Below are 23141 nucleotides of genomic sequence, written 5' to 3'. Positions count from 1 at the left end.
CGGCGCGCGAAAGGCCCGGCCAGCCGCCCGGACGGTCATGCCGGGAGGCAGGTCCGCCGCGCACTCGGTTTTGTACCGGAGGGCGTGGTTCCCGTAATCCCCGCCGTCCCGCACGGCAACGACGCCGTGGGCGTGGGACTGCGCCAGGTGCAGGGCGATGGCCGCCCGGATCTCCCCGAATTCGGCCGCGAGCTGGCTTTGCCGGACCGCCAAATCGTCGGTTCCGGACATGAAGAGGTGGAGATGGGCGTCGACGAGCCCGGGAAGGAGGGTGCACCCGGCCAGATCGAGCCGCGGTCCGGGCCGGTCTTCCGGAGGCGCCGTCCGGGCGTCTTCAACCGACCGGATGACGCCCTTCTCGACCGTGACGAGCCGGTCCGGCAATGCGGGGTTTCCGCTGCCGTCGATGAGCCAGCCGGCATGAATCCGCATCCGGCGTTACACCACGCCCTGGTCCAGCATGGCGTTGACGACCTTGACGAAGCCCGCGATGTTGGCGCCGGCCATGTAGTTTCCGGGTTCGTTGTATTCCGCCGCCGCGTCCATGCAGGTTTTGTGGATGGACTTCATGATCAGCTTGAGCCGGTTGTCCACCTCTTCCCGGGGCCAGTTGAGCCGCATGCTGTTCTGGGACATCTCGAGGCCGGACACGGCCACGCCGCCGGCATTGGATGCCTTTCCCGGCGCGTAAAGGATCTTCCTGTCGAGAAAGATGCTGATGGCCTCAGGCGTGGAAGGCATGTTGGCGCCTTCGCTCACCAGAAATACACCGTTTTTCACCAGATTTTCCGCGTCCTTGCCGTTGATCTCGTTTTCGGTGGCGCAGGGCAGGGCGCAGTCGGCCGGGTGGTCCCAGAGGGGGTTGTACCCCAGGGTGGGATCGGTTTCCGTGTAGACCGCGCCGGGATATTTTTCAGCGTACTCCTTGATCCTTCCGCGCCGGACATTCTTGAGGCGCTTCACAAAGGCTAACTTCTCCGCGTCGATCCCTTCCTCGTCGTAGATGCCGCCCGACGAGTCGGAGAGGGTGACGGCCCTGGCTCCCATCTCGATCAGCTTCTCCACGGTGAACTGGGCCACGTTGCCGGAGCCGGAGACCAGGGCGGTTTTTCCCTCCAGTCTGTCTCCCCGGGTCGCCAGCATCTCAGCGGCGAAATAGACGGTCCCGTAGCCGGTGGCCTCGGGTCGGATGAGGCTCCCCCCCCAGTTGAGGCTCTTGCCGGTCAGAACCCCCGTGAACTCATTGGAGAGCCGCTTGTACATCCCGAAGAGATAGCCGATCTCCCGGGCCCCGACGCCGATATCCCCGGCCGGCACGTCGGTATTGGGGCCGATGTGCCGGAATAGTTCGACCATGAAGCTCTGGCAGAAGCGCATCACCTCGATATCGGATTTTCCTTTGGGGTCGAAATCCGATCCGCCCTTGCCGCCGCCCATGGGCAGGGTCGTGAGGGCGTTCTTGAAGACCTGCTCGAAGGCCAGGAACTTGAGGATGCTGAGGTTGACCGAGGGGTGGAACCGGAGGCCGCCCTTGTAGGGCCCGATGGCGCTGTTCATTTGAATTCGAAACCCCCGGTTGATCCGGACCTGGCCCTGATCATCCATCCACGGCACCCGGAACAGGATGACCCGCTCCGGCTCGACGATCCTTTCCAGGACCGCGGCCTGGCGGTATTCCGGGTTGCGGTCCAGGACCGGCCGAATGGTTTCCACGACCTCCTGAACGGCCTGATGAAACTCTTTCTGGCCCGGGTCCTTTTCCTTGATCAACGTCAATATGTCGGTCATCCCTTCCTCCCATTTCTGGCTGATGGTGGATTTGTGCAATTTTTCAGGAAAAAAAGCCATATCGCAACATCCATCTGATTTGTCAAGCCGTTTCACGGCGCCGGACCGAAATCCGCGGTCGATCAACCGCGGGAGATGCCGCGGCCGCCCTGGCGCATCATGATGCATCGGCCGCTTCTCCCGTCCGCCTTCAGACAGATGGGCTCGGAGAGGCGTACATGGCGCAGATAGGGGGTTTCATGAACCGACGGAAGGCCGTTCAGCAGCTCCCAGTCAAAACGGTCCCGGGTCCCCTCGGTGATGGTGATGTAATAGATCCCCAGCGACGTGATGTTCTGGAAGAAATGGGATCCCTGGGAGGGGTCCGCCCGAAGGTTCTCGTTCCGGAGCTCCACGATGGCCCGAACGCCAGAGATGTGGCGCCACTGGACCGGCACCCCGAGCCAGCGGTCGGAGGAGCCCCACCGCCCCGGCCCCGCCAGGAGATAGCCGCGCTTTTCCTTCAGGAGGGCCGCATTGAGGATGCCGACCTCCTCTGCCACCCGGGGCGTCATGCCGGGATCGAAGGCTTCGGGCTTGACATAGACGATGTCCCGGATATCCTCCTCCTTTCCGTTTCCCAGGGATTGCCAGGAGACCAGGAAGGCCCGGTCGACCTCCTCCTCGGTGATCTGGACATCCATGCGGCCCTGGGCGGACACCATGGGCCGCATCTGAAGGAAATAGAAATCGTCCTTCCGCTCCTTTTCCCCCCGGTCGGAGGAGAGATTGACGGCGAACTCGATTTCGACGGGGCAGCCCAGGGCTTTCCGGCCGAGTTCAAGGAAATCCGTCAATATCTCGGGCAGGGGGAAGATCCTGTGCTTCAAAATGGACGCAAAGGTCAGGATCTTGGGGCCGGAGAAGACGCCCGAATCCCGGATTCGGTGCTCCTCGGGGAGATAGGTGCTGGCCAGCATCCTCACCGGGGCCTCGGTCTCGGCATCGTCGATCTCCCGCCGGACGAGGTTGGAATTCCTCTCGAAATCGATGTGCTGACAGGCCGGCCTGATTTTCAGCGCATAAAAATAGCGCTGCGAATTGGCAAGGATCTCGTCAATGGAGGAAAACTGGGGCTGAATGCCTGGAAATTTCGGGGAAAACCGAAGGGATTTTTCCCCTTCCACCACGGTCTTGCCCATCCCCAGCGCGATATGGGCAATGCCGTCCTCGGGCTTCATGTGGGAGACCGGATAGAAATTATGGGATTGCAGCACCCCGGAGACGGCGGGGTAAAAAAAGTCATCATAAGGCGACCCGGAGACCTCCTGAACGATGACGGCCATGGCCTCCTCGCTGTGCGGATTGGCGGTGCTCTTTGAAAACGCCTTGGGCCCCTCATAGTAGGTCGAGGCATACACCCGTTTTACGGCGGTGAGGAGCTGGTCGAACCGGACCGCAAAATCGGGGTGGTTGTTGGGGAGCATACAGGTTTCGTAGAGACCGGCATACGGCTGAAAATGCGCGTCTTCCAGCCGGCTGGAAGACCGGACGCAGAGCGGTTTTTCCACCTGAGCCAGGAAGGACCGGAGATCCTCCGTAAGCCATTCCGGCATCACTCCCCCCAAGAATGCCGCCTTGACCGCATGGTCCCTGCAGCCGTCGTCCACAAGATGACGCAATCGATTCCGCGACACGAAATCCTCGAACCCGTCGGTGCTGATCACGAGGCTTTTGGGGATGCGGATGTTGATGTCCGGATATTTTTCGTGGATATCGGGGCTTTCCTGGAGCAGGGTGGACATGAAGGCCAGCCCCCTCGCCTTGCCGCCCAGGGATCCGCTGCCGACTTTCACGAAATCCATGATCTCCGCATCGAACTGATGACGGTTGAACTGGGCCACGACCCCTTTCTGCTGCCAGATCAGGAGGGCCTGGACATTTTTGATGATATAGCTTCGAATCTCGTTGGCGTCTTTGAAATCCCGGGTCTGGACTTCCCGGAATTTGGAGGCCAGAAGGATCTCGGACCGGCTCATGATCCATTTGGAAAAATGATTGCGGTCGGCGTGGTAGGTGATCGAGGCATCGGGGATATGAGGCAGCTTCTCCTTCAGGGTCCTCAGGTTATGGGCCCTGTCGATCTCGGTGCCGTCGGGCATTCGGAACACAAAATCCCCGAACCCCAGGTGATGGAGGAAAAAATCCCGCAGCTCCCCGTGCAGGTTGGCCGTGTTCTTGTCGATGAAGACAGATTGGATTTCAGCCGCCGATGTCCGGTTTTCCGAATCGGAACTGAGCATCAGAAGCGGGAGGTCGGGAATCTCTTCTCGAATCCGGGACAGGAAACGGAAACCCGCCTGGTTGTTGAGCCTTCCGTCTCTCGGAAACCGGGCATCGGAGATGATGGCGAAGAGGTAGGAGCGATATTTTCGGTACAACGCCATCGCCTGCTCATAGTTTTCAGCCAAAAGAATTTTAGGGCGGGCCCGCATGAGCAGGAGGCGGTGCTCTTCATTGAGCCCGGCCTCCATGATGTTCTGGGTCTGCTTGACGATCTCCTTGTAGATCAGGGGCAGAAACGATGAACGATAGAGCGGCGAGTCCTCCACCAGGATGAGGACCCGGACCATGGCCCGCCGGGTGTCGGCATCCACATTGATATCGTCTTCCACATTCTTGACGATAGCCAGGAGCAGGTCTGAATTGCCGCACCAGACAAAGACCCGGTCAATGCCGGAGCAGAGCAGGTTCCGCTCGTACTGAAGAACGTCCCGGGCATTGTGGGCCAGGAGGATGACGGGAAGGCGGGGATGGATCTCCTTGACGGCCGCCCCCAGCGAACAGGGGTCCATCTCTTCCAGGTGAGGCATGGTAATGATCAGGTCGAAACGCTTTTGCTTCAGTAGATCGAGGGCGTCGCGGGGGGAGGACACCCGGGTCACCCGCGGCGGCATGCTCAAGTTCAGCCCACTGTATTCATTTATGATTCTTGATGCAAGACTGCCGTCTTCCTCGAGGATGAACGCGTCGTACGGGGAGGAAACCAGCATGACCTCCCGTATCTTGAAGGCCATGAGTTCATGGAACACCTTGAACCGGGCGTAAAACTCGCTGGCGAATTGGTTGCCTGCAGACGCCATTTCCTTCTCCTGATATTGCCGGTGGAAGATTTTTGTCCTTGACACGCCCTCGCGGAAAAATCAATATCGTCCAGGGAGCACACGTCGTGATCCCCGCATGACAAAATAAATGTAAGATTCGATGGTTATACAATCAATCGCATGAAATCGCAATGGCCTAAACGGTCCCCTTTTGACGCACGGACCTTGGCGCGCCGAGGAGGTTGACGCATGACAGAGTGGTATCTGAGCTATACCGGGGAGCAATCCGGCCCCTTCGACGAATCCCAGGCACGATTCCAGATCGAGATGCGCGGCAGGAACGGATACGCATGGCGGGAGGGGTTTTCAGAATGGCTGCCCATCGGCGGAATCCCCGAGTTCGGCGGCAACCCCTCGCCGGCCCTTCCCGCCGGAGCAGCCCCGCCCCCGGCCCAGACTGGAGCGCCCGAACACCATACGCGCCGCGCCGCGCCGTCGCCGACCGGCGCCGACGAGGTCGACTACCGGATCGTGGGCGCTGAAATGCAGTTTGTCGAGATCGAGCTGGACCCCGGCGAAAGCGCGGTGGCCGAGGCCGGCGCCATGATGTACAAGGATATCCAGGTTGAGATGCAGACCGTTTTCGGCGACGCATCCGGTGCGTCCGGAGGCGGATTCATGGGGAAGCTCCTTGGCGCGGGAAAGCGGCTCCTCACGGGTGAAAGCCTCTTCATGACCGTCTTCACCCACACCGGACGGGGCAAGGCCCACGTGGCCTTCGGCGCTCCCTTTCCCGGCAATATCCTTCCCATCTCCCTTGCCGGGGTCGGCGGCATGCTCATCTGCCAGAAAGACAGCTTTTTGTGCGCCGCCAAGGGGGTGTCCATCGGGGTCTATTTCCAGCGGAAGATCCTAACCGGCCTTTTCGGCGGAGAGGGGTTCATCATGCAGAAGCTCGAGGGGGACGGCATGGTCTTCATCCACGCCGGCGGCACCGTGGTCGAGCGCCGCCTGAACGCCGGAGAAGCCCTTCACGTGGACACGGGATGCGTGGTGGCGTTTGAATCGGGTGTTCAGTTTGACATTGAGCAGGCGGGGGGGATCAAGACCGCCCTTTTCGGGGGGGAGGGGCTCTTCTTCGCAAGCCTTCAGGGACCCGGCAGGATCTGGCTGCAGTCCCTGCCGTTCTCCCGCCTGGCCGGCCGGATGCTGCAGGCGGCCCCCCAGCGCGGCGGCAGCAGGGGAGAAGGATCCATCCTGGGGGGCCTGGGCGGCCTGATCGACGGGGACAACCGCTGATTCTCCCCGCCGATCGACGTCGCCAGTGGGCTATTTGTCAGCCTTGAGAAGTTTTTCCAGATCGGCGAAGGGCCGGTGGGTGGAAAAGGTCTCCTGGCCCTCGCCCGGGGTGGGGCCGTCGTGCCAATCGGCCTCAAGACCCCGGGAATGCTCGTTCTCGTGGCAGTATAGGCACAGCAACTCCCAGTTGCTCCCATCGGGCGGGTTGTTGTCGTGGTTGTGGTCCCGGTGATGGACCGTCAGCTCCCGGAGCTTTTTGCCCGAAAACTCCCGCCCGCAGCGCGCGCAGACCCAGGGGTGGATCTTGAGCGCCCGCTCCCGGTAGGTTTTTTCGCGCCGCTCCTGCTCCCTTCGGGCCTCGGCAAACGCATCGGACGCGCTGCGCCTGTCTGCTGAAGTCTTTTTCAATGGCATAAATCCACCTCCCGGCGCACCGCGGCGGGCGCCCTTCTCCTCTTTTCAGGATCGATCCGGGGTGTCCCTTTATATGCCGGGACGGGTCCGGAGCGCGGCCTACCTGCCATCATCCTTGAAGAGGTAATAATAGATGTCCTCCAGATAAACAATCCCGATCGGCAACCCGTCTTTGGCGATGGGCAGCCTGCGGTACCGGTTTTTGACCATGCGGTCCAGCAGCACCATGATGTGTTCGTCGGGCGAGGCGAATACGATGTTTCTGCTCATGATGTGCTCGACCTTTTTTTCCTCGAGCTTTTTCACAAAAGCCTTCAGGTGACCTCTCCAGGAGATCTCTTCCCCGCTGATGCCGTAGTTCAGAAAATCCGGACGCAGGTGGTAGAGGATATCAAATATCGTCACGACACCCGCCAGGCGGTGACTTGCGTTCACCACCAGAAGGCTGGCGCTCTTGTATCCCGATTCCCGGACCCTTCCGTGCAATATCTTGTGGATGGCCTCCCCGGCCGGCGCATGCTCATGGACCTTGTCAAACTCGGTCACCATGATGTCTCGTGCAAGCATTGTCATGGGTCTCTCCTGTTCATCTTGAATGGTTCCACAAATCCAAACGGCTCCAAACCAATGTATGAATGCGGTATATCAAATTCAACGGGGTTGGGATATGGTCATTTTCAACCGGCCGCCGCCCCGGGATTTCAGTATTGATCCACCTGTCAAAATCTGCCATAACACCGGGGGCGTCGATGCCTCGTCCGACGCGCCTGCGATCAAATTCCCAAAACACACCCCGGAGTCATTCCCATGATGCGATTCTTCGATAGAGGCTTGACGCGGCTGTTCGCGTCTGTTTTTCTGGCATCCATGCTTACCGCCTGCATGGTGGGGCCCGACTATGTGAAGCCTAAGGTCGAAACCCCCGGCGCATTCAAGCATGCCCAGGCCAGAGGCCAGACCCCGCCCGAGCCGATGGCGGAAAAATGGTGGCGGCATTTCCAGGACCCCGTACTGAGCCGTCTGATTGAAGATGCCATGGCCGGCAATTTCGACCTGACCGCGTCCGCGCAGAGGATCGAGCAGGCCAGGGCCGTCGCCCGGATCTCCCGTTCGGGCCTCTTTCCCCTTGTTTCCGTCGACCCCGCCTATGCCAAGACCGGGGTATCCAAAACCCTTGAAACCGGCCAGGGCGGCACCTTCACCACCTGGGCACTTCCCCTCGATGTCGCCTACGAACTCGATCTCTTCGGGCGCGTCCGAAGGGGTGTCGAGGCGAGCCTGGCGGATGCAGAAGCCGCCGTCGAGGACGATCTCGGCCTCAGGCTCATCCTCCAGACCGACATCGCCGTCAATTACTTCGCCATGCGGGCGTTCGACGACGACATCCGCATCGTGTCCCGGGCCATCGAGGTCCGGCGCGAGACCCTCAAGATCATTAAAAACCGGTTCACCCTCGGGGTGATTTCGCGCCTGCCCGTCGCCCAGGCCGAAGCGGAACTGAGCGCCACCGAGGCGCTCCTGCTCGCTTTGTCGCGGGACCGGACCCGTCTCGAAAACGCCATCGCCGTCCTTCTGGGTAAACCCCCGGCCGAACTCTCCCTAAACGTCGACCCCCTGGAGGAAGCCCCTCCCGAGATGCCTTCGGTCGTGCCTTCCGTGCTGCTGGAATCCCGGCCGGACATCCGGCGGGCGGAGCGCCTCATGGCCGCTGAAAATTCCCGGGTCGGGGTGGCCGCCGCCGCCTTTTATCCCCAGGTGTCCATCAGCGCGAACGCCGGATTCGGCAGCGCCCGGGCCGGGGACCTGTTCGACGCCGGGAGCTTTACGTGGGGCATCCTGCCCAGCATTCACATTCCAGTCTTCGAAGGCGGCCGGAACGCTGCCGAACTTGATCGCGCAAAGGCGCGCTACGCCGAGGCATACGCCCTGTATCGCCAAACCATCGTGGCGGCCTTCGGCGACGTCGAAAACGCGCTGGTCAGCGTGGCGCTTCTGGAAAGGCAGCAGGCGGCGAACCTCGAAGCCGTCCGGTTCGCCGAAGAAGCCTACCGCCTGTCAAAGGCGCAGTTCGATGGCGGATGGGTCAATTATCTCTCGGTGCTGGACTCCGAACGGACCTTTCTGGACAACCGCCGCCTGAGCAGCCAGCTTCGCGGGCAGCGGTATCTCAGTGCCGTGGCGCTGGTGAAATCCATCGGCGGAGGCTGGACCGCCGGAGCCGGGGCGCCGGCGCTGCAATAACGCGCCGCTACGCGCTTTTCCGGTGGGATGCCAGGATGTCCGGCAGGGCCCGCTTCATCTGGCGGAGGGCCTGCCGGATCCGGTGCTCGTTTTCCACCAGGGCCAGCCTCAGGTATCCCTCGCCCTCCTGGCCGAAGCCGATTCCCGGCGCCATGGCCACGTTGGCGTGGTCCATCATCTGGACGGAAAATTCCATGGACCCCAGCTCGCTGTAGGGCTCGGGGATTTTCACCCAGACGAACATCCCCGCCTTGGGGGCCGTGACCTCCCACCCCATGGCCTCGAGCCCCCGGCAGAGGACGTCCCGCCGGTTCTGGTAAATGGCGACCTGCTGCACCACTTCATCCTCGCATTCCCGGAGGGCCACGATACCCGCGACCTGAATCGGTGAGAAGATCCCGTAGTCGTAATACCCCTTGATCTTGGCCAGCCCTGCAATCAGGCGGTCATTGCCCACGCAATAGCCCAAACGCCACCCGGCCATGTTGTAGGATTTGGAAAAAGACCCGAATTCAACGCCCACATCCCTCGCCCCCGGAACCTCCATAAAACTGGGCGCGGTGTATCCGTCGAAGGTGATCCTGGCGTATGCGAAATCATGGAGCACCAGAAAATGGTATTTTTTGGCCATGGCGACGATTTCCGTGTAGAGGCTTCGGGAAGCCACTTCTGCCGTGGGATTGTGGGGATAGTTGAGCATCAGGACCTTGGGCGGGGGATAGAGGGACTCGCACATTTCGGAGATCCGCCGCAGAAAGGTCTCCTCCGACGACAGGGGGATGCGGATCACATTGCCGCCGGCGATGGTCACCGCGTAGATATGGATGGGAAAGGCCGGCGCCGGGACCAGAACGGTGTCTCCGGGGCCCACCACCGCCAGGCACATGTGGGAAATCCCCTCCTTCGAACCGATGGTGCAGATCACCTCCCGCTCGTCGTCCAGGGTCACGCCGTAATCCCTGGCATAATTCTTTGCAATTTCACGCTTCAGGTTCCGCATTCCGGAGGCGATGGGATAGCGATGGGTTTTGGGGTCCCGGGCGACTTCGCAGAGTTTCTGAACGATGGGCTCGGGGGTGGGGTCGATGGGATTTCCCATGCCGAGATCGATCACGTCGTCTCCGTTCAGGCGCTTTTCGGTCTTCATGTGATTGATCATGCCGAAGAGGTAGGGCGGGAGCTGCTCCATCCGCTTGGCAAATTGAATGTCGTTCTTCACGTTCATCAAATCCTCCTTTGGGACCCAAAAAAAGCCTCGGACCCATTCTCGCCCGGGGCTTTAGACAAAAAAACGCCACGGGAGCCTGTCAGTCCGTGGCGTCTGGGGTGCGAAAAATTCCGGTTATCGAATTACCCGCAGCCGAATGTCGCCGGGACTGTTTCGGTCGCGGCGGCCGCTGCAAGCCATAGCGGTGTTTTTTTCATGGGTGTAGATCTGCTTTGGCGGTGATCGATCCTGTCGGCGCGTCGTTTTTGGCGGCAATTCTAATGAAGCCGCCCGGGTTTGTCAATGAGATTATCGTGAGAGACCGGCCGCCTCCGCCGGATTCGGACTATCCCAGCACCTCGCACCTCTCATTCAGCCGGATCCCGAGGTCCGACAGTTCGTCCAGCACCGGCCGGTAGATCTCCGGAAGCACCGGCCTGTGGACGCCCGTCAAGCGGAGCTTCCCCTCCATGAGCATCCGGGTGCCGATGGCGGCCGGCAGCCCGACCGTCCGGGACATGGCGCTGTCCCCGCCGGGAATGCCCGTGTCGATCATGGCGGCGGTGATCTTCTTCCTCACGCCGTCCGGGTAGGCGGCGACAAACTCGTGATACTGGATCAGAAGGTCCGTCTCTCCCGGCCGGTAGACCAGTTTCTTCTCGAGCACATGGGCGAACATGTCGAAGGGCGTTGCCGCTTTCAGCGGCAGCTTCCGGTCATCCAGCAGCCCCAGCCATGCGAGCTTCTTGATGGCCACGGCATAGGGCGGGATGCCCAGGAACCCGGCGATATCAAGGGCCACGTCCCTGCCGCCGCCGCCCGCCAGGGCCGCCATGATCTCCCGGGGGGAGGTCGTGGTGAAATCAAAGGTGCGCTCGTGGTTCAAGAGTCCGATCTTTTTGAAATAGTTCCATGATTCGCAGTGGCCGATGTTCCGGAGGGTCCCCCGGTACATGGAACGGGCCGATTGAATGCCGTAGATCTCCATGTAGGGCAGGGCGTCGCGGTTGACATAGGCCTCGAAGGCGCCCGCCCCGGGGACGTCGATCAGCCAGTAGTGTTCGAAGAGGTGCTCGCTGTCAATCTTCACGATCTCGCCGTCCTTGAGGTACCGGCCGTCGTTCAGGGCCGCCAGGAGCACGCCTTTCGGGCTCCAGGAAAACTTGTAGCCGAAGGGGTTGTCGTTGCAGGGAAGGGACGGCAGCCCCCCGCAGTAGGAGTAAAAGCTTTCGATCTCACCTCCCGCGCCCTTGACTTCGTTGATGACCTTCATGGCCGCCATGTGGTCGATGCCGGGGTCCACCCCGATTTCATTCAGAAAAAGCAGACCGGAGGCTTTGGCCTCCGCATCCAGGGCCGCCATTTCCGGCTTCACGTAGGAGGTGGTCACCAGGTGCTTTTTATGGGCCAGGCAGAGCTTCGCCACATCCAGGTGAAAGGTCCACGGCAGGAGGCTGATGACGATGTCCGCGGGCTTGATGACCTTTTCGAGGGCCTCGCCGTTTTCGACATTCACCTCCACGGCCGACCCATTGGGGTGGCCGCAGATGATGTTCCTTGCCTTCTCCACGGTCCGGGTGGCCATGGTCAGCCGGGTCTCCGGCTGTTCCAGCAGATAGGCGACCAACGGGCGCGTAACGAAGCCGGCGCCCAGGACGAGGATGTTTTTCATTGTTCGCTCCTTTTCTGATTCAGATCTCTGTTCTTTTCACGGGCACCAGCGGGATCGCCCCCATTCCGGCGGATGCCCCCGGGTGTCCTGGGACGGGGATCGCGCCTGCCGGGGACGCCATACCATATCCGGGCGGGAAAGAAAATAGACCCGGCCCATAATTCTTGACACCTGATTTTACCAGAGGTATACCACAGACATAATCTGCATCATACAGCAGTATTTCTTTAATCATCTTTTTTTCAGCCCTCCGCCGGACTGAACCCTGCCGTCGGCCCCGCATCCCCGGGGCGGCATCGTCCCGAACCCCGTATGGAGGACGCCGGGATACGGTAGCCATCCGCGGAAGGCATGAAGAGGAGTGCCCACAATGGAAAGTCGTTCTTACGATATCGTCATCATCGGCGGCGGCGTCATGGGCTCCGCCGCAGCCTATTATCTCACCCTTGCCGACAGGGCTCTCAAGGTAGCCGTGGTGGAAAGGGACCCGACCTACGCCAAATCCTCCACCACCCTTTCCATGGCCAACGCCCGGATTCAGTTCAGTCTTAGGCAGAACGTCGAGATATCGATGTATGCCTTGGAAATTCTCGAAACCTTCGAGGAGGAGATGGCGGTGGAGGGCTTCAAGCCCGGCATTTCCTATCGGCGTGAGGGCAACCTTTTCATGGTCGACGGCCGGGGCCGCGAGGCCGCGCTGGCCGCACTGGCCATGCAGCAGGAGCTTGGCTGCCGGGTGGAATGGTGGGAGCCGGAACAGATTCGGGATCGATACCCGCTATACGACACCGAAGGCTATGTCGGCGGGACCTTCGGCCGCCGCGATGGCCATTTCGACGCCTATGCGTTTCTCATGGGGTACAAGGCCAAGGCCCGCTCCCAGGGGGTCGTCTACCTGAAAGACGAGGCGGTGGAGATCCTTTCCGGGGAAGGCGCCGTCCAGGGGGTTCGGCTGAAGAGCGGCGACACCCTCAACGCGGGCATCGTCATCAACTGCGCGGGCGCCTGGTGCGCCGACATCGCCAGGACCGCGGGCGTGTCGCTGCCGGTTCAGCCGACGAACCGCCAGGTCTTTGCGCTGGACACCGCCGTCAAGCCCGACACGCCGCTGCCCCTCACGATTCTGCCGTCGGGCCTCTACTTCCGAAGTGAAACGGGCGGCCTGATCCTCTTGGGAAAATCCATGCCCGACGATCCCGTCGGCTATGACTTCGGCTGGGACGACAAGCGCTTCATGGAGACCCTCTGGCTGGAACTGGCGGAATTTGTTCCCGGCTTCGACCGTCTCAAGCTGGTCCGCGGGTGGGGCGGCCTCTATGCCGTCAACACCCTGGACGGGAATGCCATTCTGGGGGAATGGCCGGGAATGAAGGGCCTCTACCTGGCCAACGGCTTCTCGGGGCACGGCCTCCAGCAGGCGCCCGCCGTGGGACGCTACCTGATGGAGCTGATCACGGGAAAGCCCCACGCCCTGGACCTCTCCATTTTCCAGCCGGAACGGATCATCGAAAAAAAGCCGCTGAGTGAAGGGGGGCTGGTGTAGCCGTCGGGCAGGCAGAGAAGGGGTGAATTCCCATGAATGAAGAGATCTACCGGATCCTCCAGGACAGGATCCTGTTCCTTGAATACGAACCCGGCCGGATTTTGAATGAAAAGGTGCTTGCCGCGGAGTTCGGGATCAGCCGGACGCCGCTCCGCGAGGTGCTGAACCGGTTGGAATGGGCCCAGCTTGTCCGCATCCTGCCCCGGACCGGGACGATGGTGGCCGAGATCGACTATCAGAAGATGATGAACGTCTACCCGATCCGCCTCGAACTCGAGGCCATGGCGGGGCGGCTGGCCGCGGAACACATCGCGCCCGGCCACCTGGTCCGGCTGGCGGCCGTCGGAGAGAGATGCGCCGCGCTTCAGGGGATCGTGGACAAGAATGCGCTGGTAAACATCGATTTTGATTTCAGGGAGATTATTTACGACGCGGCCGAAAACGAGGTCCTGACCGGCATGTCCGGGGAACTCTACCGCCTGACCGTGCGGCTCTGGTACGTCACGCTCGACAGGAAAAGCTGGGATGAGGAGGTCCACGCCATTCTGAACGAAATCACCAGCTCACAGGAGGTCCTCGGCCGGGGGGACGCGCCGGGGATGGCGGAACTCCGGCGCGCATCCCTGATCAGCCACCTGGAGCGCATCCGGGCCAAGTTCCTGGCGCTCTGCTGAGCCGGGCGGCGCTCCGAAGCTATCTGTCCGATATGATCTGTCTGGTGCTGTCTGTCCGGTGCTATCTGGGGGTTCGCCCGCAGCAGCTCCCCGGTCCGGCGCACCCCGAATGGCCCGGGGACGAACCGCAGCAGCCCGTATCCCCCGGACCCGGCATCCCCTGTCTGGCGACGCCTGAAGCGGAGGAGGGGGCCGAGAGAAGCTTCCTCAAATGGATGCCGCCGCAGGCGGGGCACCGCGATTCTTCAGTGGACGAGGTTACCAGCAGTTCACTCAACTGCCCGCAATCCTGGCATAGATACTCGTAAAGGGGCATGACTCTCCTTCGGACGTCGCTCCATTCACCCCCGGGGGCTACTTGGTCGACGTGTATTCATCCAAGGCTTTTTGAAGGGTCTTGACGGCAAGCTGGATGCAGTGATGCTTCTGGGCCGGGATTTCCTGAAGGACCCGAAAGATGTCGCCGTCGTTGAGTTTTCTGGCCTCCTCGATGGTTTTGCCCTTGATCAGGTCGACGGCGGCCATGGCTGCGGAGATGGCCCCGGCGCAGCCCATCACCTCATATCGCGCGTCCTGGATGACGCCATTCTCGAATTTCAGGTACACCCCCATGGTATCCCCGCAGGTTCCGGTCATCTGGGAGGTCTGATCGGCATCGGCGATGGCCCCCATGTATGGTTTTTCGATGAAATAGGAGATGGCCTTTTCCGAATACCCCGATTCCGAGAGCATTTTGTGAACCGCGGCCGCGCTGGCCGAGTCCGAGGATTGGTGCTGATTCATGGTCTCATTCCTCTAGTGTATGCATTCGCCCTTTTCACCGTGACCGGAGCAGGTATGGTCGAGGCTGAAATGGGGCAGCTTGTCGCTCTGGATCAATGCCAGGTTTTCGGAAACCAGGCCCTGGACGGCACGATAGGTCGAAATCCCCGCATGATGCAGCTTCATCAGCGCTCCCCTGCCGATCCCCCCTACGACCACCGCATCCACGGTCTTACCCCCAAGGGCCTGAAGCGGCTGGCAATTGCCGTGAAGATGATGGAGGTCTTTATTTTCCACCGTCTCCGCATCACCGGTTGTCGAATCCACGATCACAAAATACCGTGCCGACCCGAAATGTTCGTAAACAGGGCTGTTCAGCCCGAGATTTTCCTGGCTGGGAAATGCGATCTTCATTCTGCGGCTCCTTACAATGATATTGAAAAGCCTTTGATAGGACTAAAACATGCTCCTGTCAAGAAAGTTTTGGGAATTCACGCCTGTTTCGGAGCAGCGATTCAGCCGCGTCAGACGGCATGCCGCCGGGTGCCGTCCGGCGATCCCCGCGCGGCGCCGGAAAAAGATCGAGACAGGGACATCCGCAGGTGCATTCTCCTGATTTGTTTTGCATTTTTCGCCTGCCTGTAATAAGTAAACATCAGCCTCTTCAACCGATCCCTTCTGAGGCGCAGAAGCGGTGCGAATCAACGGAACGGAACATCGGAAAATAACCATGACACACGAAAGGTGAAGCGTTGAAAAGAGCGAAATTTTTTGAGCGCTGGATCTGCGCGGCGGCGCTGGCGCTGCTCTGCGCCGTCATGCCGTCGCCTGCGGCCGCTGCGTCCTCTTCCATGGACGTTACGGCGAGGGTGGGCTTTGATGCGTTCTCGGAGGTGGAAGATTTCGATCTCTATGAGGTCAACGGCAGGATGGTTTTTTCTCCCTATATCACATGGGGCGACGGCTGGACCCTCACGCCGGCGCTGGTCTGCGCCGTGAGCCTCCTGCACGCCGCTGACGATACGGGGATCATGGCGGGCTTCGGCCCGCAGCTTGAACTCACGTTTCCATGGGATCGTCTCACGGCCTTTGCGACCGTCCGTCCCAGCGGCCTGACCGAACACGAGTATGGGCGGGAGGACTTGGGGGGATGGTTCACCCTGGCCACCGATGTCGGCGCCCGGATCGACCTGGGCAGCCGGATTATGGTCGGGTATGCCTGGGAACACATCTCCAACGCAAACCTTTATGACAACAACCCGGGCCTCAACTTCCACGTCATCGAGCTGGGTCTGAAATTCTGACCTTCGCAGAATTCACGGGCCGTTATTCGCCCTCGTCGTCAGGCGCGACGCGCTCAGGCGTGCTGTCCGGCTTTACGCCCCGCCGCCGGTAAAAAGATACCAGCCGGAGCACCAGTCCCAGAAGGATGGCGGCGCTGATGAGGATCATCAGGTTGGACGCAAAAAAGGTGAGCACAAAGGAAAAAGGATCCTTAAGACCGTAAGACTGGATCAACACCGACACCCCGAAGGCCAGGAAGAAGCACCCCGCCAGAATCAGCAGGACCTGTTTGATCACCCAGAAAATCATGGTCATCCGCCCCCGCCGGCGCGCAACGCTTCAGAAATCATGAAGTATGCGGTGATGATAAAACGAATCCCCAGCATGATGACAATCAGCAATAGAATCACCACGGGCGTTTTCTTGAGGAATTCCTTCCAGTCCTTTCGGCTAACCGGCGATTTCAGAAACACCCGTGCCCTCCCTTCGCCTGATGTACTCCAAAACGGGGATTCATAAAGAAGGCTGAGTATAGCTGATTTTGGGGAGGCGTACGACCGATAATTTCGCCTTGCTGTATTAAAGCCGCTAAGAACAGGCGGAATCGTGGTCCGGATGAAGGGAGATAAACCGCAAATAATTCCCGTCCATGGTGAGTGTCGCCCGGAGAGACATGCTGATGCGGATGGAATAGATCGCACGTTGCCTGCCGGTTTTCAGGCTTTTGATTTTCCAAATTTCCCTGCCATATCCCTCTTGTGTCCAGGATTCGAATGTGCTATCGAGATGCTTCTCTTATAGAGCGCCGTCTCCCTGTGACGGAGATGTTTGACCCTGGCACCCTAAACACCCGGAACCCGGAATTTCGAAAGGAGAGACCGATGAGTGAGTTGGCATTTCAAGACTATTACCCCGATGACGTGAGCCACTGCTATGGATGCGGCCGGCTGAACGAACACGGGCACCAGATCAAGAGCCGCTGGGACGGCGAAGAGAGCGTCGCCGTCTATACCCCGCGCCCCTACCACACCGCCGTTCCCGGATACGTCTATGGCGGGCTGATCGCGTCGCTGATCGACTGCCATTCCACCGGAACGGCCGCAGCCGCCGCCTATCGGGCCGAGGGACGCGGGATGGACACCGACCCGCCGCTGCGGTTCGTGACCGCCTCCCTCCACGTGAACTATCTCGCACCGACGCCCATCGACGGCCCCCTGGAAATCCGCGGCAGGGTCAAGGAGATCAAGGGGAAAAAGGTGGTCGTAGAATCGACCCTGTCGGCGGGCGGCAAGGTCTGCGCCAGGGGCGAGGTCGTCGCGGTAAAGATGCCCGAGAACATGAAGCCCGGGGCCTGACGCCATAAAAACAGGATTTGACATCGCCCGCGTATGCGGGCGATAATCCTCGACTTATGAAACGGCCCCCAGCGCATCCCCTGATCCTCTGGATCATCGCCATGTTCCTCCTGGCGGCGGGAGGCTGCGCGACCCAGCCGCCCCGGAACGCCGAAAATGTCTGTGGCATCTTCCGGGAGCGGCCCCAATGGTATGACGATGCGGCGGCTGCCCGGGACCGCTGGCAGGTGCCCATCCCCGTGATGATGGCCATCATCCGCCAGGAATCGGGGTTTTATTCCGATGCCAAACCGCCCCGGACCACCTGCCTGTTCATCTTTCCCGGCCCCCGACCGTCGTCGGCCTACGGCTACCCCCAGGCCCTCGACGCCACCTGGGACGACTACCGGGATGCGGCCGGCGGCGCCTTTGCGGACCGGGACAATTTCGGGGACGCCGTCGACTTCGTGGGATGGTACTGCCACCTCAGCCATATCCGGTGCGGCATCCCCAAGGATGACGCCTACCGTCTTTACCTGGCTTACCACGAGGGACATGCGGGCTACAACCGCGGCACCTGGCGGAGCAAAGCCTGGCTGAGGCGGGTTGCGCAGGGGGTTCAAACCCGGGCCATGAGCTACGGGCGGCAGATGCCGGCCTGCGAAAAGGGATCGGGTCGAAGCGGCGGGTGCCTCCTCTGGCCCTTCTGATCCGGGCGCCATGGGGCCGGCTCGGCAAAGCCGCCCCGGAGCGCATCCGGCGCGAAATGGAGAATCAGCGTGATGAAGACCGCGGTCATTATACCGTCGAGGTTCAGTTCAAGCCGGTTTGAGGGCAAACCCCTGGCCCTGATCTGCGGAAGACCCATGATCCAGCGGGTGTACGAAGCCGCCCTCGGCGCAAAGCAGGTCACGGATGTGGTGGTCGCGACAGACGACCCAAGGATTGCCGATGCGGTCGCGGGGTTCGGCGGCCGGGCGATCATGACCGCCGCGGACAACCGGTCGGGGACGGACCGGGTCGCCGATGCCGCGGCCCGGATGGGGCTCTCCCCGGACGACATCGTGATCAACGTGCAGGGGGATCAGCCGCTGTTGGACCCCAGGTGCATCGAGCAGGTCGCGGCGCCGTTGTTTTCGGCCCGAAAAACCGGCGGAGACGAGATCGGCATGACCACCCTGGCCTTCAGGATCGTCAATCCCGATGAAATCACCAACCCCAAGGACGTGAAGGTCACCTTCGACATCCGGGGATATGCCCTCTACTTTTCCCGGTCGCCCATCCCCTTCGGACGGGACCCGGGGACCGTCTTCGACACCTACAAGCACCTCGGCGTGTACGCCTATACCCGGAGGTTTCTGGAGACCTTCCGGCGGCTGCCCGAAGGCCGGCTGGAGGCGATTGAAAAGCTGGAGCAGCTCCGCGCCCTGGAGCACGGTTACCGGATCCAGGTCGTCGTCACCCCCTATGACTCGCCCGAGGTCGATCTGCCGGAGGACATCGTCAGGATTGAAAGGATTCTCGAATAAGGCCGCCGGTTCCGAGGGAAGCAGGCACCGGATCCGCTATTCGATGTTTTGTTCGATGAAGGAGCCCGGCTTGGGCGCCCCAAGGGGGGCACGGTTCCTGCCAAGGGCGGTGACGCGTTTTTCCAGGCTGCCCAACTCCGCCTGCAGTTGGGAGAGGGTCCGATCCTTGGACTCGAGGCTTCGCTTGATTCCCTGGATCTCGGCCCGAACATTTTTCTCCTGGGTCTCAATGGCCCGGCTGAGCCCTTTCTGGTCGATGGTCACCGACAGAACGTCGACCAGGTCCTTCTTGAGCTGCTTGTAGTCGGCCGAGAGCCCCGCCAGCTCGCCTTTGGCGCCCTCGACGGCCTGCCGGACGGCGGCATGGTCCCGGGCGTGGGCCTCTTCCAGGGCCGACAGGGCTTTCCGGGAGGCATCGAGATCGGTTCTGACCGGGGCAACAGATGCGCCGACGGCGTCAATGCGCTCGCCCAGTTTCGCAAGGTCGCTGTTCCTGAGATCGGCGAGGGCGTCCGCAAGGGCCTTTTCCGCAGCGGCAATCCGCGCGGTGTCGGCCTTTTCGGCATCGATCCGGCGCAGATGCACCTCCACCGCCTTCAGCTTTTCATGGATGGGCACGATTTTTCCTTCGACCGCTTTCATGTCCTGGCGGAGGGTCCTGGATGTCTTCTCAAAAACCATGAAGGCCTCGTCCATGGACGCATCCCTGTCATCCACGCTCTTCTTCAGGAGGTCCTGCCGGCGGACCGCCTCGGCCAAGCTCTCCTTCGTGCTTTTTGCACCGGCCGTAAGCTCTCCCAGCGACTTCAGCAGAACCTGAAGTTCCGCCGAGTCGGCGTGCTGCACTTTCAGTATGCGTTTTTCCAGGATGCCGTAAGCCAGGGCGACCATGAGGACGACGAGAAGGGGCATCAGAATGCTGATGAGGGTCAGCCGCCGGCGGAGCCTGGCGATCCGGGGGTCTTCTCCCGAGCGCGCGCGCCTGGGGGCGCCCGGCCGGCCGTAGGGATCCGGATCTATGTCTTCATCGTCGGGGCCGATCCTGAAGCCGGATGACGACGACCGCTGGTTCATGGTGCGCTATTCCCATTCGATGGTTGAAGGCGGTTTGGAGCTGATGTCGTAGACAACCCGGTTGACGCCTTTCACCTCGTTGATGATGCGATTGGAGATGATGCCCAGGAGCTCATGGGGCAGCTTCGCCCAGTCGGCGGTCATGGCGTCTTTGCTGGTCACGGCCCGGATGGCCAGGATATTTTCGTATGTCCGCTGGTCCCCCATGACGCCGACGCTCTTGATGGGCAGGAGGACTGCAAACGACTGCCAGATCTTTCGGTAATAACCACTCCGGCGGATCTCCTCCAGCAGGACGGCATCGGCCTCCCGAAGGATGTCGAGGCGCTCCCGGGTGACCTCGCCCAGGACCCGGATGGCCAGCCCCGGGCCGGGAAACGGCTGCCGCCAGACAAGCTCCTCGTCCAGCCCGAGGGCCTCCCCGAGCTGCCGGACCTCGTCCTTGAAAAGGTATTTGAGGGGTTCGACGAGCTTGAGCTTCATCTTTTCGGGCAGGCCGCCCACGTTATGATGGGACTTGATCACGGCCGTGGGGCCGCCGAAGGCGGAAACGGACTCGATGATGTCGGGATAGAGGGTGCCCTGGGCCAGGAAATCGGCATCCGCAATCTTTTTGGCCTCGGCCTCGAAAACGTCCATGAAGATCTTCCCGATGATCTTCCGCTTCTGTTCCGGGTCGGAGACGCCGGCAAGGGCGTCGAGGAACTGATCCCCGGCGTCGACGAAGAGGATGTTCATGTGGAGGTGCTGCCGAAAAGACACCTTCAGTTTTTCCGCCTCGTTCTTCCGGAGCAGGCCGTTGTCCACGAAGATGCAGGTGAGGTTTGATCCGATGGCTTTATGGATCAGGAGCCCGGTGACCGATGAGTCGACGCCGCCGCTCAGGCCCAAAATCACCTTCTTGGCGCCCACCTGGCTGCGGACGGCTTCTACGGCCTCCTCGGCAAAGGAGGCCATGGTCCAGTCCGGCGTGCATCCGCAGATGTCGAATAGGAAATTTTCGAGGATCTGCCGCCCTTTGGGGGTGTGTTCGACCTCGGGGTGAAACTGAAGTCCGTAGAGCTTTTTATCGGGGCAGGCAATGGCCCCGATGGCCGTGTTTTCGGTGGACCCGATGATATCGAACCCCGGCGGCAGGGCCTCGGCGGAATCCCCGTGGCTCATCCAGCAGGGCATGGTCTTCTCCGTGAGCCCCTTGAAAAGCCCCGCGGCCTCCCGGATGGTGAATTCGGCAAAGCCGTATTCCCGCTTTCCCGCACCGCGCACCGCGCCCCCGAGGGCGTCGATCATGAACTGCATGCCGTAGCAGATCCCCAGCACGGGGACGCCCAGATCCAGGATCCCCGGGTCCGCCTTGGGGCTGTTTTCAGCGTAGATGCTGGACGGTCCGCCGGAAAGGATCATCCCCTCCGGGCGGAGCGCCCGGATCTCGTCCAGGGTGAGGGTGGGGGGAACGATCCGGCAGTATACCCGGCACTCCCGGACCCTTCTGGCGATGAGCTGATTGTATTGTGAACCGAAATCGATGATGATGATCATGAACCGTCGCTCCTGGCTTTTTCCGGGTATCGGGGCATGGCCTGCCAACCCCATTGAATCACGAGTTTTCCGCAGGAAACGGTTTGCGGAAACATGCCGAATATGGTAAACACCGCCCTAAAAGTCAACTTAAATCGTCACCGCCCGGGCCGCCTTCGCAGTCTAACGGGCAGACGAGGGATGAAGCATAACGCAGATATCGGACCCTTTACGAGGCCCTCAATCTTCCACTCCTTACGAATGATTATCCAGATCTACGAAATTCAAACGCCCGAAGAGGCGGAAGCCCTCGTCACCATGGGCTGCGACCACATCGGCAGCGTGCTCACGACGGAGGCCGGGTGGCGCGACGCCGGCATCAAGGCGGCCGTCGACGCCTCCCGCGGACATGCCAGGCGCAGCATCATCCCCCTGTTCAACACCCCGGATACGGTATTCCGGGTGATCGACTACTACCAGCCGGACATCGTCCACTTCTGTGAAGCCCTGGCCGACGCCCGGGGAATCTCCCCGGAATGTGAAGCGCTCCTCCGGCTCCAGGTCCGAATCCGGGACCGCTATCCGGATGTCGCCATCATGCGGGCCATCCCCGTGGCCCCGCCCGGCAGGGGGAAAGAGGTGCCCAGCCTGGCGCTGGCGGAGATGTTCGCGCCGATCAGCGACTATTTCCTGACCGACACCCTGATGCTTGCAGGACCGGCCGCCTCGTTTGACGAAGAGCAGCCCGTCCGGGGGTTTGTCGGCATCACCGGCCGCACCTGCGACTGGGGCGTCGCAAGGGACCTGGCGGCCGCGAGCCCCATCCCCGTCATCCTGGCCGGCGGACTGTCGCCTGAAAACGTCCGCGAAGCCGTCATGGCCACTCGACCCGCAGGCGTCGACAGCTGCACCCGCACGAACGCCAAAGATGCGGACGGCGCCCCCATCCGGTTCAAAAAAGACATGGCGCGCGTGCGGCGGTTCATCGAGGAGGCCCGCCTGGCCGGAGCGTCCATGCCCATGCCCTGATTTTTTTCACCATAACCCGTATCATCTTCAGGAGGAACGACCCACCATGTATGAAAGCAGTGACCTGAGAAAAGGTCTCAAGATCGAAATCGACGGCTACCCCTACGTCATCAGCCAGTTTGCCTTTGTCAAGCCCGGCAAGGGTCAGGCCCTCTACAAATGCAAGCTCAAGAACATGGTCACCGGCGCCCAGTTCGAAAGGACCTACCGTTCGGGAGACAAATTCAACGAGGCGAACCTGGAAGAGCAGGAGATGGAGTACCTCTACCATGACGGCACCACTTACTGCTTCATGAACACCACCAACTACGAACAGGTCATGATGACGGAGGAGCAGGTCGGCGACAGCAGGAATTTTCTCAAGGACAACACCCTCTGCAATGTCCTCCTGTTCGACGGGCGGCCCATCGGCCTGACCCTGCCCAACTTCGTTGACCTGAGGGTGACCGAAGCGGAGCCCTGGGCCAAGGGGGATACGGCCGCCGGCAGCACCAAGCCCGCCACCCTGGAGACCGGATACGTGCTTCAGGTGCCGCCCTTCGTCAACCAGGGAGAGATGCTCCGCATCGATACCCGAACCGGCGACTATGTCGAACGCGTGAAGGAATAATCGCCCCGTAACAAACCGATTCTCAGGCGGTTTCGTAAAAAGTCCGAGATCAAGGATTGCGAATCCCGAGGAATGAGTCG

Annotated in this window: 23 protein-coding genes and 1 pseudogene; 10 read left to right on the top strand and 14 right to left on the bottom strand. The window is 61.1% G+C overall.

Annotated elements, in window-relative coordinates; all coding sequences use genetic code 11:
• The 3 genes and pseudogenes from ACEW8N_RS17930 to ACEW8N_RS17920 all read right to left on the bottom strand — a co-directional run.
• Positions 1-432: pseudogene (locus tag ACEW8N_RS17930) on the bottom strand (hypothetical protein); the annotation flags it as partial.
• 6 nt (positions 433-438) lie between these two features.
• Positions 439-1788 carry an NADP-specific glutamate dehydrogenase gene (gene gdhA / locus ACEW8N_RS17925; protein WP_373501225.1) on the bottom strand — a complete coding sequence of 450 codons (1350 nt, stop codon included), beginning with the start codon at positions 1786-1788 and terminating at the stop codon, positions 439-441.
• Between the two features lie 122 nt (positions 1789-1910).
• Complete coding sequence (locus tag ACEW8N_RS17920; RefSeq protein ID WP_373501224.1) at positions 1911-4910, bottom strand: PEP/pyruvate-binding domain-containing protein; 3000 nt, start codon at positions 4908-4910, stop codon at positions 1911-1913.
• A 210-nt stretch (positions 4911-5120) separates the two neighbouring features.
• Here ACEW8N_RS17920 and ACEW8N_RS17915 point away from each other — a divergent pair, with 210 nt between their 5' ends.
• Positions 5121-6170, top strand: coding sequence for a TIGR00266 family protein (locus ACEW8N_RS17915; protein WP_373501223.1), 1050 nt, complete (start codon positions 5121-5123; stop codon positions 6168-6170).
• Positions 6171-6200: 30 nt separating this feature from the next.
• On the opposite strand, the gene ACEW8N_RS17910 is transcribed toward ACEW8N_RS17915, so the two are convergent.
• Positions 6201-6584 carry a YajD family HNH nuclease gene (locus tag ACEW8N_RS17910; protein WP_373501222.1) on the bottom strand — a complete coding sequence of 128 codons (384 nt, stop codon included), beginning with the start codon at positions 6582-6584 and terminating at the stop codon, positions 6201-6203.
• Positions 6585-6683: 99 nt separating this feature from the next.
• Positions 6684-7157: an HPP family protein gene (locus ACEW8N_RS17905; RefSeq protein ID WP_373501221.1), complete on the bottom strand. Its 474-nt coding sequence runs from the start codon at positions 7155-7157 to the stop codon at positions 6684-6686.
• A 234-nt stretch (positions 7158-7391) separates the two neighbouring features.
• Here ACEW8N_RS17905 and ACEW8N_RS17900 point away from each other — a divergent pair, with 234 nt between their 5' ends.
• Positions 7392-8825, top strand: coding sequence for an efflux transporter outer membrane subunit (locus ACEW8N_RS17900; RefSeq protein WP_373501220.1), 1434 nt, complete (start codon positions 7392-7394; stop codon positions 8823-8825).
• Between the two features lie 7 nt (positions 8826-8832).
• Here ACEW8N_RS17900 and ACEW8N_RS17895 read toward each other — a convergent pair whose 3' ends face one another.
• Positions 8833-10050, bottom strand: a complete 1218-nt coding sequence (locus ACEW8N_RS17895; RefSeq protein WP_373501219.1) for an aminotransferase class I/II-fold pyridoxal phosphate-dependent enzyme — start codon at positions 10048-10050, stop codon at positions 8833-8835.
• Positions 10051-10378: 328 nt separating this feature from the next.
• Positions 10379-11704: a saccharopine dehydrogenase C-terminal domain-containing protein gene (locus ACEW8N_RS17890; protein WP_373501218.1), complete on the bottom strand. Its 1326-nt coding sequence runs from the start codon at positions 11702-11704 to the stop codon at positions 10379-10381.
• 370 nt (positions 11705-12074) lie between these two features.
• On the opposite strand from ACEW8N_RS17890, the gene ACEW8N_RS17885 reads away from it, so the two are divergent.
• Together ACEW8N_RS17885 and ACEW8N_RS17880 are read left to right on the top strand one after the other, a co-directional pair.
• Positions 12075-13247 carry an NAD(P)/FAD-dependent oxidoreductase gene (locus tag ACEW8N_RS17885; protein ID WP_373501217.1) on the top strand — a complete coding sequence of 391 codons (1173 nt, stop codon included), beginning with the start codon at positions 12075-12077 and terminating at the stop codon, positions 13245-13247.
• 32 nt (positions 13248-13279) lie between these two features.
• On the top strand, positions 13280-13921 hold the full coding sequence (locus tag ACEW8N_RS17880; protein ID WP_373501216.1) for a GntR family transcriptional regulator: 642 nt from the start codon (positions 13280-13282) through the stop codon (positions 13919-13921).
• A 61-nt stretch (positions 13922-13982) separates the two neighbouring features.
• On the opposite strand, the gene ACEW8N_RS17875 is transcribed toward ACEW8N_RS17880, so the two are convergent.
• From ACEW8N_RS17875 to ACEW8N_RS17865, 3 genes are read right to left on the bottom strand one after another with little or no spacing between them, the layout of a single operon-like run.
• A complete protein-coding gene (locus tag ACEW8N_RS17875) occupies positions 13983-14237 on the bottom strand; it encodes a zinc ribbon domain-containing protein (protein ID WP_373501215.1) in 255 nt (84 codons plus the stop codon).
• Positions 14238-14275: 38 nt separating this feature from the next.
• On the bottom strand, positions 14276-14704 hold the full coding sequence (locus tag ACEW8N_RS17870) for an iron-sulfur cluster assembly scaffold protein (RefSeq protein WP_373501214.1): 429 nt from the start codon (positions 14702-14704) through the stop codon (positions 14276-14278).
• 12 nt (positions 14705-14716) lie between these two features.
• A complete protein-coding gene (locus tag ACEW8N_RS17865) occupies positions 14717-15097 on the bottom strand; it encodes a NifB/NifX family molybdenum-iron cluster-binding protein (RefSeq protein WP_373501213.1) in 381 nt (126 codons plus the stop codon).
• A gap of 338 nt (positions 15098-15435) precedes the next feature.
• Here ACEW8N_RS17865 and ACEW8N_RS17860 point away from each other — a divergent pair, with 338 nt between their 5' ends.
• Positions 15436-15987, top strand: a complete 552-nt coding sequence (locus tag ACEW8N_RS17860; RefSeq protein WP_373501212.1) for an acyloxyacyl hydrolase — start codon at positions 15436-15438, stop codon at positions 15985-15987.
• Between the two features lie 22 nt (positions 15988-16009).
• Here ACEW8N_RS17860 and ACEW8N_RS17855 read toward each other — a convergent pair whose 3' ends face one another.
• Positions 16010-16282 carry a hypothetical protein gene (locus tag ACEW8N_RS17855; RefSeq protein ID WP_373501211.1) on the bottom strand — a complete coding sequence of 91 codons (273 nt, stop codon included), beginning with the start codon at positions 16280-16282 and terminating at the stop codon, positions 16010-16012.
• The gene (locus tag ACEW8N_RS17850) at positions 16279-16440 is read right to left on the bottom strand and encodes a hypothetical protein (RefSeq protein ID WP_373501210.1); all 162 of its coding nucleotides are present in this window, start codon (positions 16438-16440) and stop codon (positions 16279-16281) included. The genes ACEW8N_RS17855 and ACEW8N_RS17850 overlap by 4 nt, the downstream gene beginning before the upstream one ends.
• Positions 16441-16848: 408 nt before the next feature.
• Here ACEW8N_RS17850 and ACEW8N_RS17845 point away from each other — a divergent pair, with 408 nt between their 5' ends.
• The 3 genes from ACEW8N_RS17845 to kdsB all read left to right on the top strand — a co-directional run bounded on the left by ACEW8N_RS17845 (position 16849) and on the right by kdsB (position 18830).
• Positions 16849-17322, top strand: coding sequence for a PaaI family thioesterase (locus ACEW8N_RS17845; protein WP_373501209.1), 474 nt, complete (start codon positions 16849-16851; stop codon positions 17320-17322).
• Between the two features lie 56 nt (positions 17323-17378).
• Positions 17379-18011 (top strand): hypothetical protein, encoded by a 633-nt coding sequence (locus ACEW8N_RS17840; RefSeq protein ID WP_373501208.1) that lies wholly within the window; start codon positions 17379-17381, stop codon positions 18009-18011.
• 72 nt (positions 18012-18083) lie between these two features.
• The gene (gene kdsB, locus ACEW8N_RS17835) at positions 18084-18830 is read left to right on the top strand and encodes a 3-deoxy-manno-octulosonate cytidylyltransferase (protein ID WP_373501228.1); all 747 of its coding nucleotides are present in this window, start codon (positions 18084-18086) and stop codon (positions 18828-18830) included.
• 36 nt (positions 18831-18866) lie between these two features.
• Here the strand turns inward: kdsB and ACEW8N_RS17830 are convergent, their stop codons facing one another.
• Together ACEW8N_RS17830 and guaA are read right to left on the bottom strand one after the other, a co-directional pair.
• Positions 18867-19904, bottom strand: coding sequence for a hypothetical protein (locus ACEW8N_RS17830; protein ID WP_373501207.1), 1038 nt, complete (start codon positions 19902-19904; stop codon positions 18867-18869).
• Between the two features lie 6 nt (positions 19905-19910).
• Positions 19911-21443 (bottom strand): glutamine-hydrolyzing GMP synthase, encoded by a 1533-nt coding sequence (gene guaA, locus ACEW8N_RS17825; protein ID WP_373501206.1) that lies wholly within the window; start codon positions 21441-21443, stop codon positions 19911-19913.
• Between the two features lie 180 nt (positions 21444-21623).
• Here guaA and ACEW8N_RS17820 point away from each other — a divergent pair, with 180 nt between their 5' ends.
• Entirely contained in the window at positions 21624-22451 is an 828-nt protein-coding gene (locus ACEW8N_RS17820) for a hypothetical protein (RefSeq protein ID WP_373501205.1), read from the top strand.
• Between the two features lie 46 nt (positions 22452-22497).
• Positions 22498-23061, top strand: coding sequence for an elongation factor P (efp, locus tag ACEW8N_RS17815; RefSeq protein WP_373501204.1), 564 nt, complete (start codon positions 22498-22500; stop codon positions 23059-23061).
• Positions 23062-23141 lie beyond the last annotated feature (80 nt).

It is taken from the genome of Desulfococcus sp., from assembly GCF_041737845.1.
Taxonomy (GTDB): Bacteria; Desulfobacterota; Desulfobacteria; order Desulfobacterales; family Desulfococcaceae; genus Desulfococcus.
The sequence above is the reverse complement of the archived record's forward strand: the minus strand, read 5'-3'. Positions and strand labels throughout refer to the sequence as shown.

What these genes read in the sequence shown, in the direction of transcription:
- gdhA (WP_373501225.1), bottom strand. Translation starts at nt 1,788, where the DNA reads ATGACCGACATATTGACGTTGATCAAGGAAAAGGACCCGGGCCAGAAA.
- ACEW8N_RS17890 (WP_373501218.1), bottom strand. Translation starts at nt 11,704, where the DNA reads ATGAAAAACATCCTCGTCCTGGGCGCCGGCTTCGTTACGCGCCCGTTG.
- kdsB (WP_373501228.1), top strand. Translation starts at nt 18,084, where the DNA reads ATGAAGACCGCGGTCATTATACCGTCGAGGTTCAGTTCAAGCCGGTTT.
- ACEW8N_RS17875 (WP_373501215.1), bottom strand. Translation starts at nt 14,237, where the DNA reads ATGCCCCTTTACGAGTATCTATGCCAGGATTGCGGGCAGTTGAGTGAA.
- ACEW8N_RS17870 (WP_373501214.1), bottom strand. Translation starts at nt 14,704, where the DNA reads ATGAATCAGCACCAATCCTCGGACTCGGCCAGCGCGGCCGCGGTTCAC.
- efp (WP_373501204.1), top strand. Translation starts at nt 22,498, where the DNA reads ATGTATGAAAGCAGTGACCTGAGAAAAGGTCTCAAGATCGAAATCGAC.
- ACEW8N_RS17915 (WP_373501223.1), top strand. Translation starts at nt 5,121, where the DNA reads ATGACAGAGTGGTATCTGAGCTATACCGGGGAGCAATCCGGCCCCTTC.
- guaA (WP_373501206.1), bottom strand. Translation starts at nt 21,443, where the DNA reads ATGATCATCATCATCGATTTCGGTTCACAATACAATCAGCTCATCGCC.
- ACEW8N_RS17865 (WP_373501213.1), bottom strand. Translation starts at nt 15,097, where the DNA reads ATGAAGATCGCATTTCCCAGCCAGGAAAATCTCGGGCTGAACAGCCCT.
- ACEW8N_RS17900 (WP_373501220.1), top strand. Translation starts at nt 7,392, where the DNA reads ATGATGCGATTCTTCGATAGAGGCTTGACGCGGCTGTTCGCGTCTGTT.
- ACEW8N_RS17905 (WP_373501221.1), bottom strand. Translation starts at nt 7,157, where the DNA reads ATGACAATGCTTGCACGAGACATCATGGTGACCGAGTTTGACAAGGTC.
- ACEW8N_RS17830 (WP_373501207.1), bottom strand. Translation starts at nt 19,904, where the DNA reads ATGAACCAGCGGTCGTCGTCATCCGGCTTCAGGATCGGCCCCGACGAT.
- ACEW8N_RS17885 (WP_373501217.1), top strand. Translation starts at nt 12,075, where the DNA reads ATGGAAAGTCGTTCTTACGATATCGTCATCATCGGCGGCGGCGTCATG.
- ACEW8N_RS17855 (WP_373501211.1), bottom strand. Translation starts at nt 16,282, where the DNA reads ATGACCATGATTTTCTGGGTGATCAAACAGGTCCTGCTGATTCTGGCG.
- ACEW8N_RS17840 (WP_373501208.1), top strand. Translation starts at nt 17,379, where the DNA reads ATGAAACGGCCCCCAGCGCATCCCCTGATCCTCTGGATCATCGCCATG.
- ACEW8N_RS17880 (WP_373501216.1), top strand. Translation starts at nt 13,280, where the DNA reads ATGAATGAAGAGATCTACCGGATCCTCCAGGACAGGATCCTGTTCCTT.
- ACEW8N_RS17820 (WP_373501205.1), top strand. Translation starts at nt 21,624, where the DNA reads ATGAAGCATAACGCAGATATCGGACCCTTTACGAGGCCCTCAATCTTC.
- ACEW8N_RS17845 (WP_373501209.1), top strand. Translation starts at nt 16,849, where the DNA reads ATGAGTGAGTTGGCATTTCAAGACTATTACCCCGATGACGTGAGCCAC.
- ACEW8N_RS17910 (WP_373501222.1), bottom strand. Translation starts at nt 6,584, where the DNA reads ATGCCATTGAAAAAGACTTCAGCAGACAGGCGCAGCGCGTCCGATGCG.
- ACEW8N_RS17920 (WP_373501224.1), bottom strand. Translation starts at nt 4,910, where the DNA reads ATGGCGTCTGCAGGCAACCAATTCGCCAGCGAGTTTTACGCCCGGTTC.
- ACEW8N_RS17895 (WP_373501219.1), bottom strand. Translation starts at nt 10,050, where the DNA reads ATGAACGTGAAGAACGACATTCAATTTGCCAAGCGGATGGAGCAGCTC.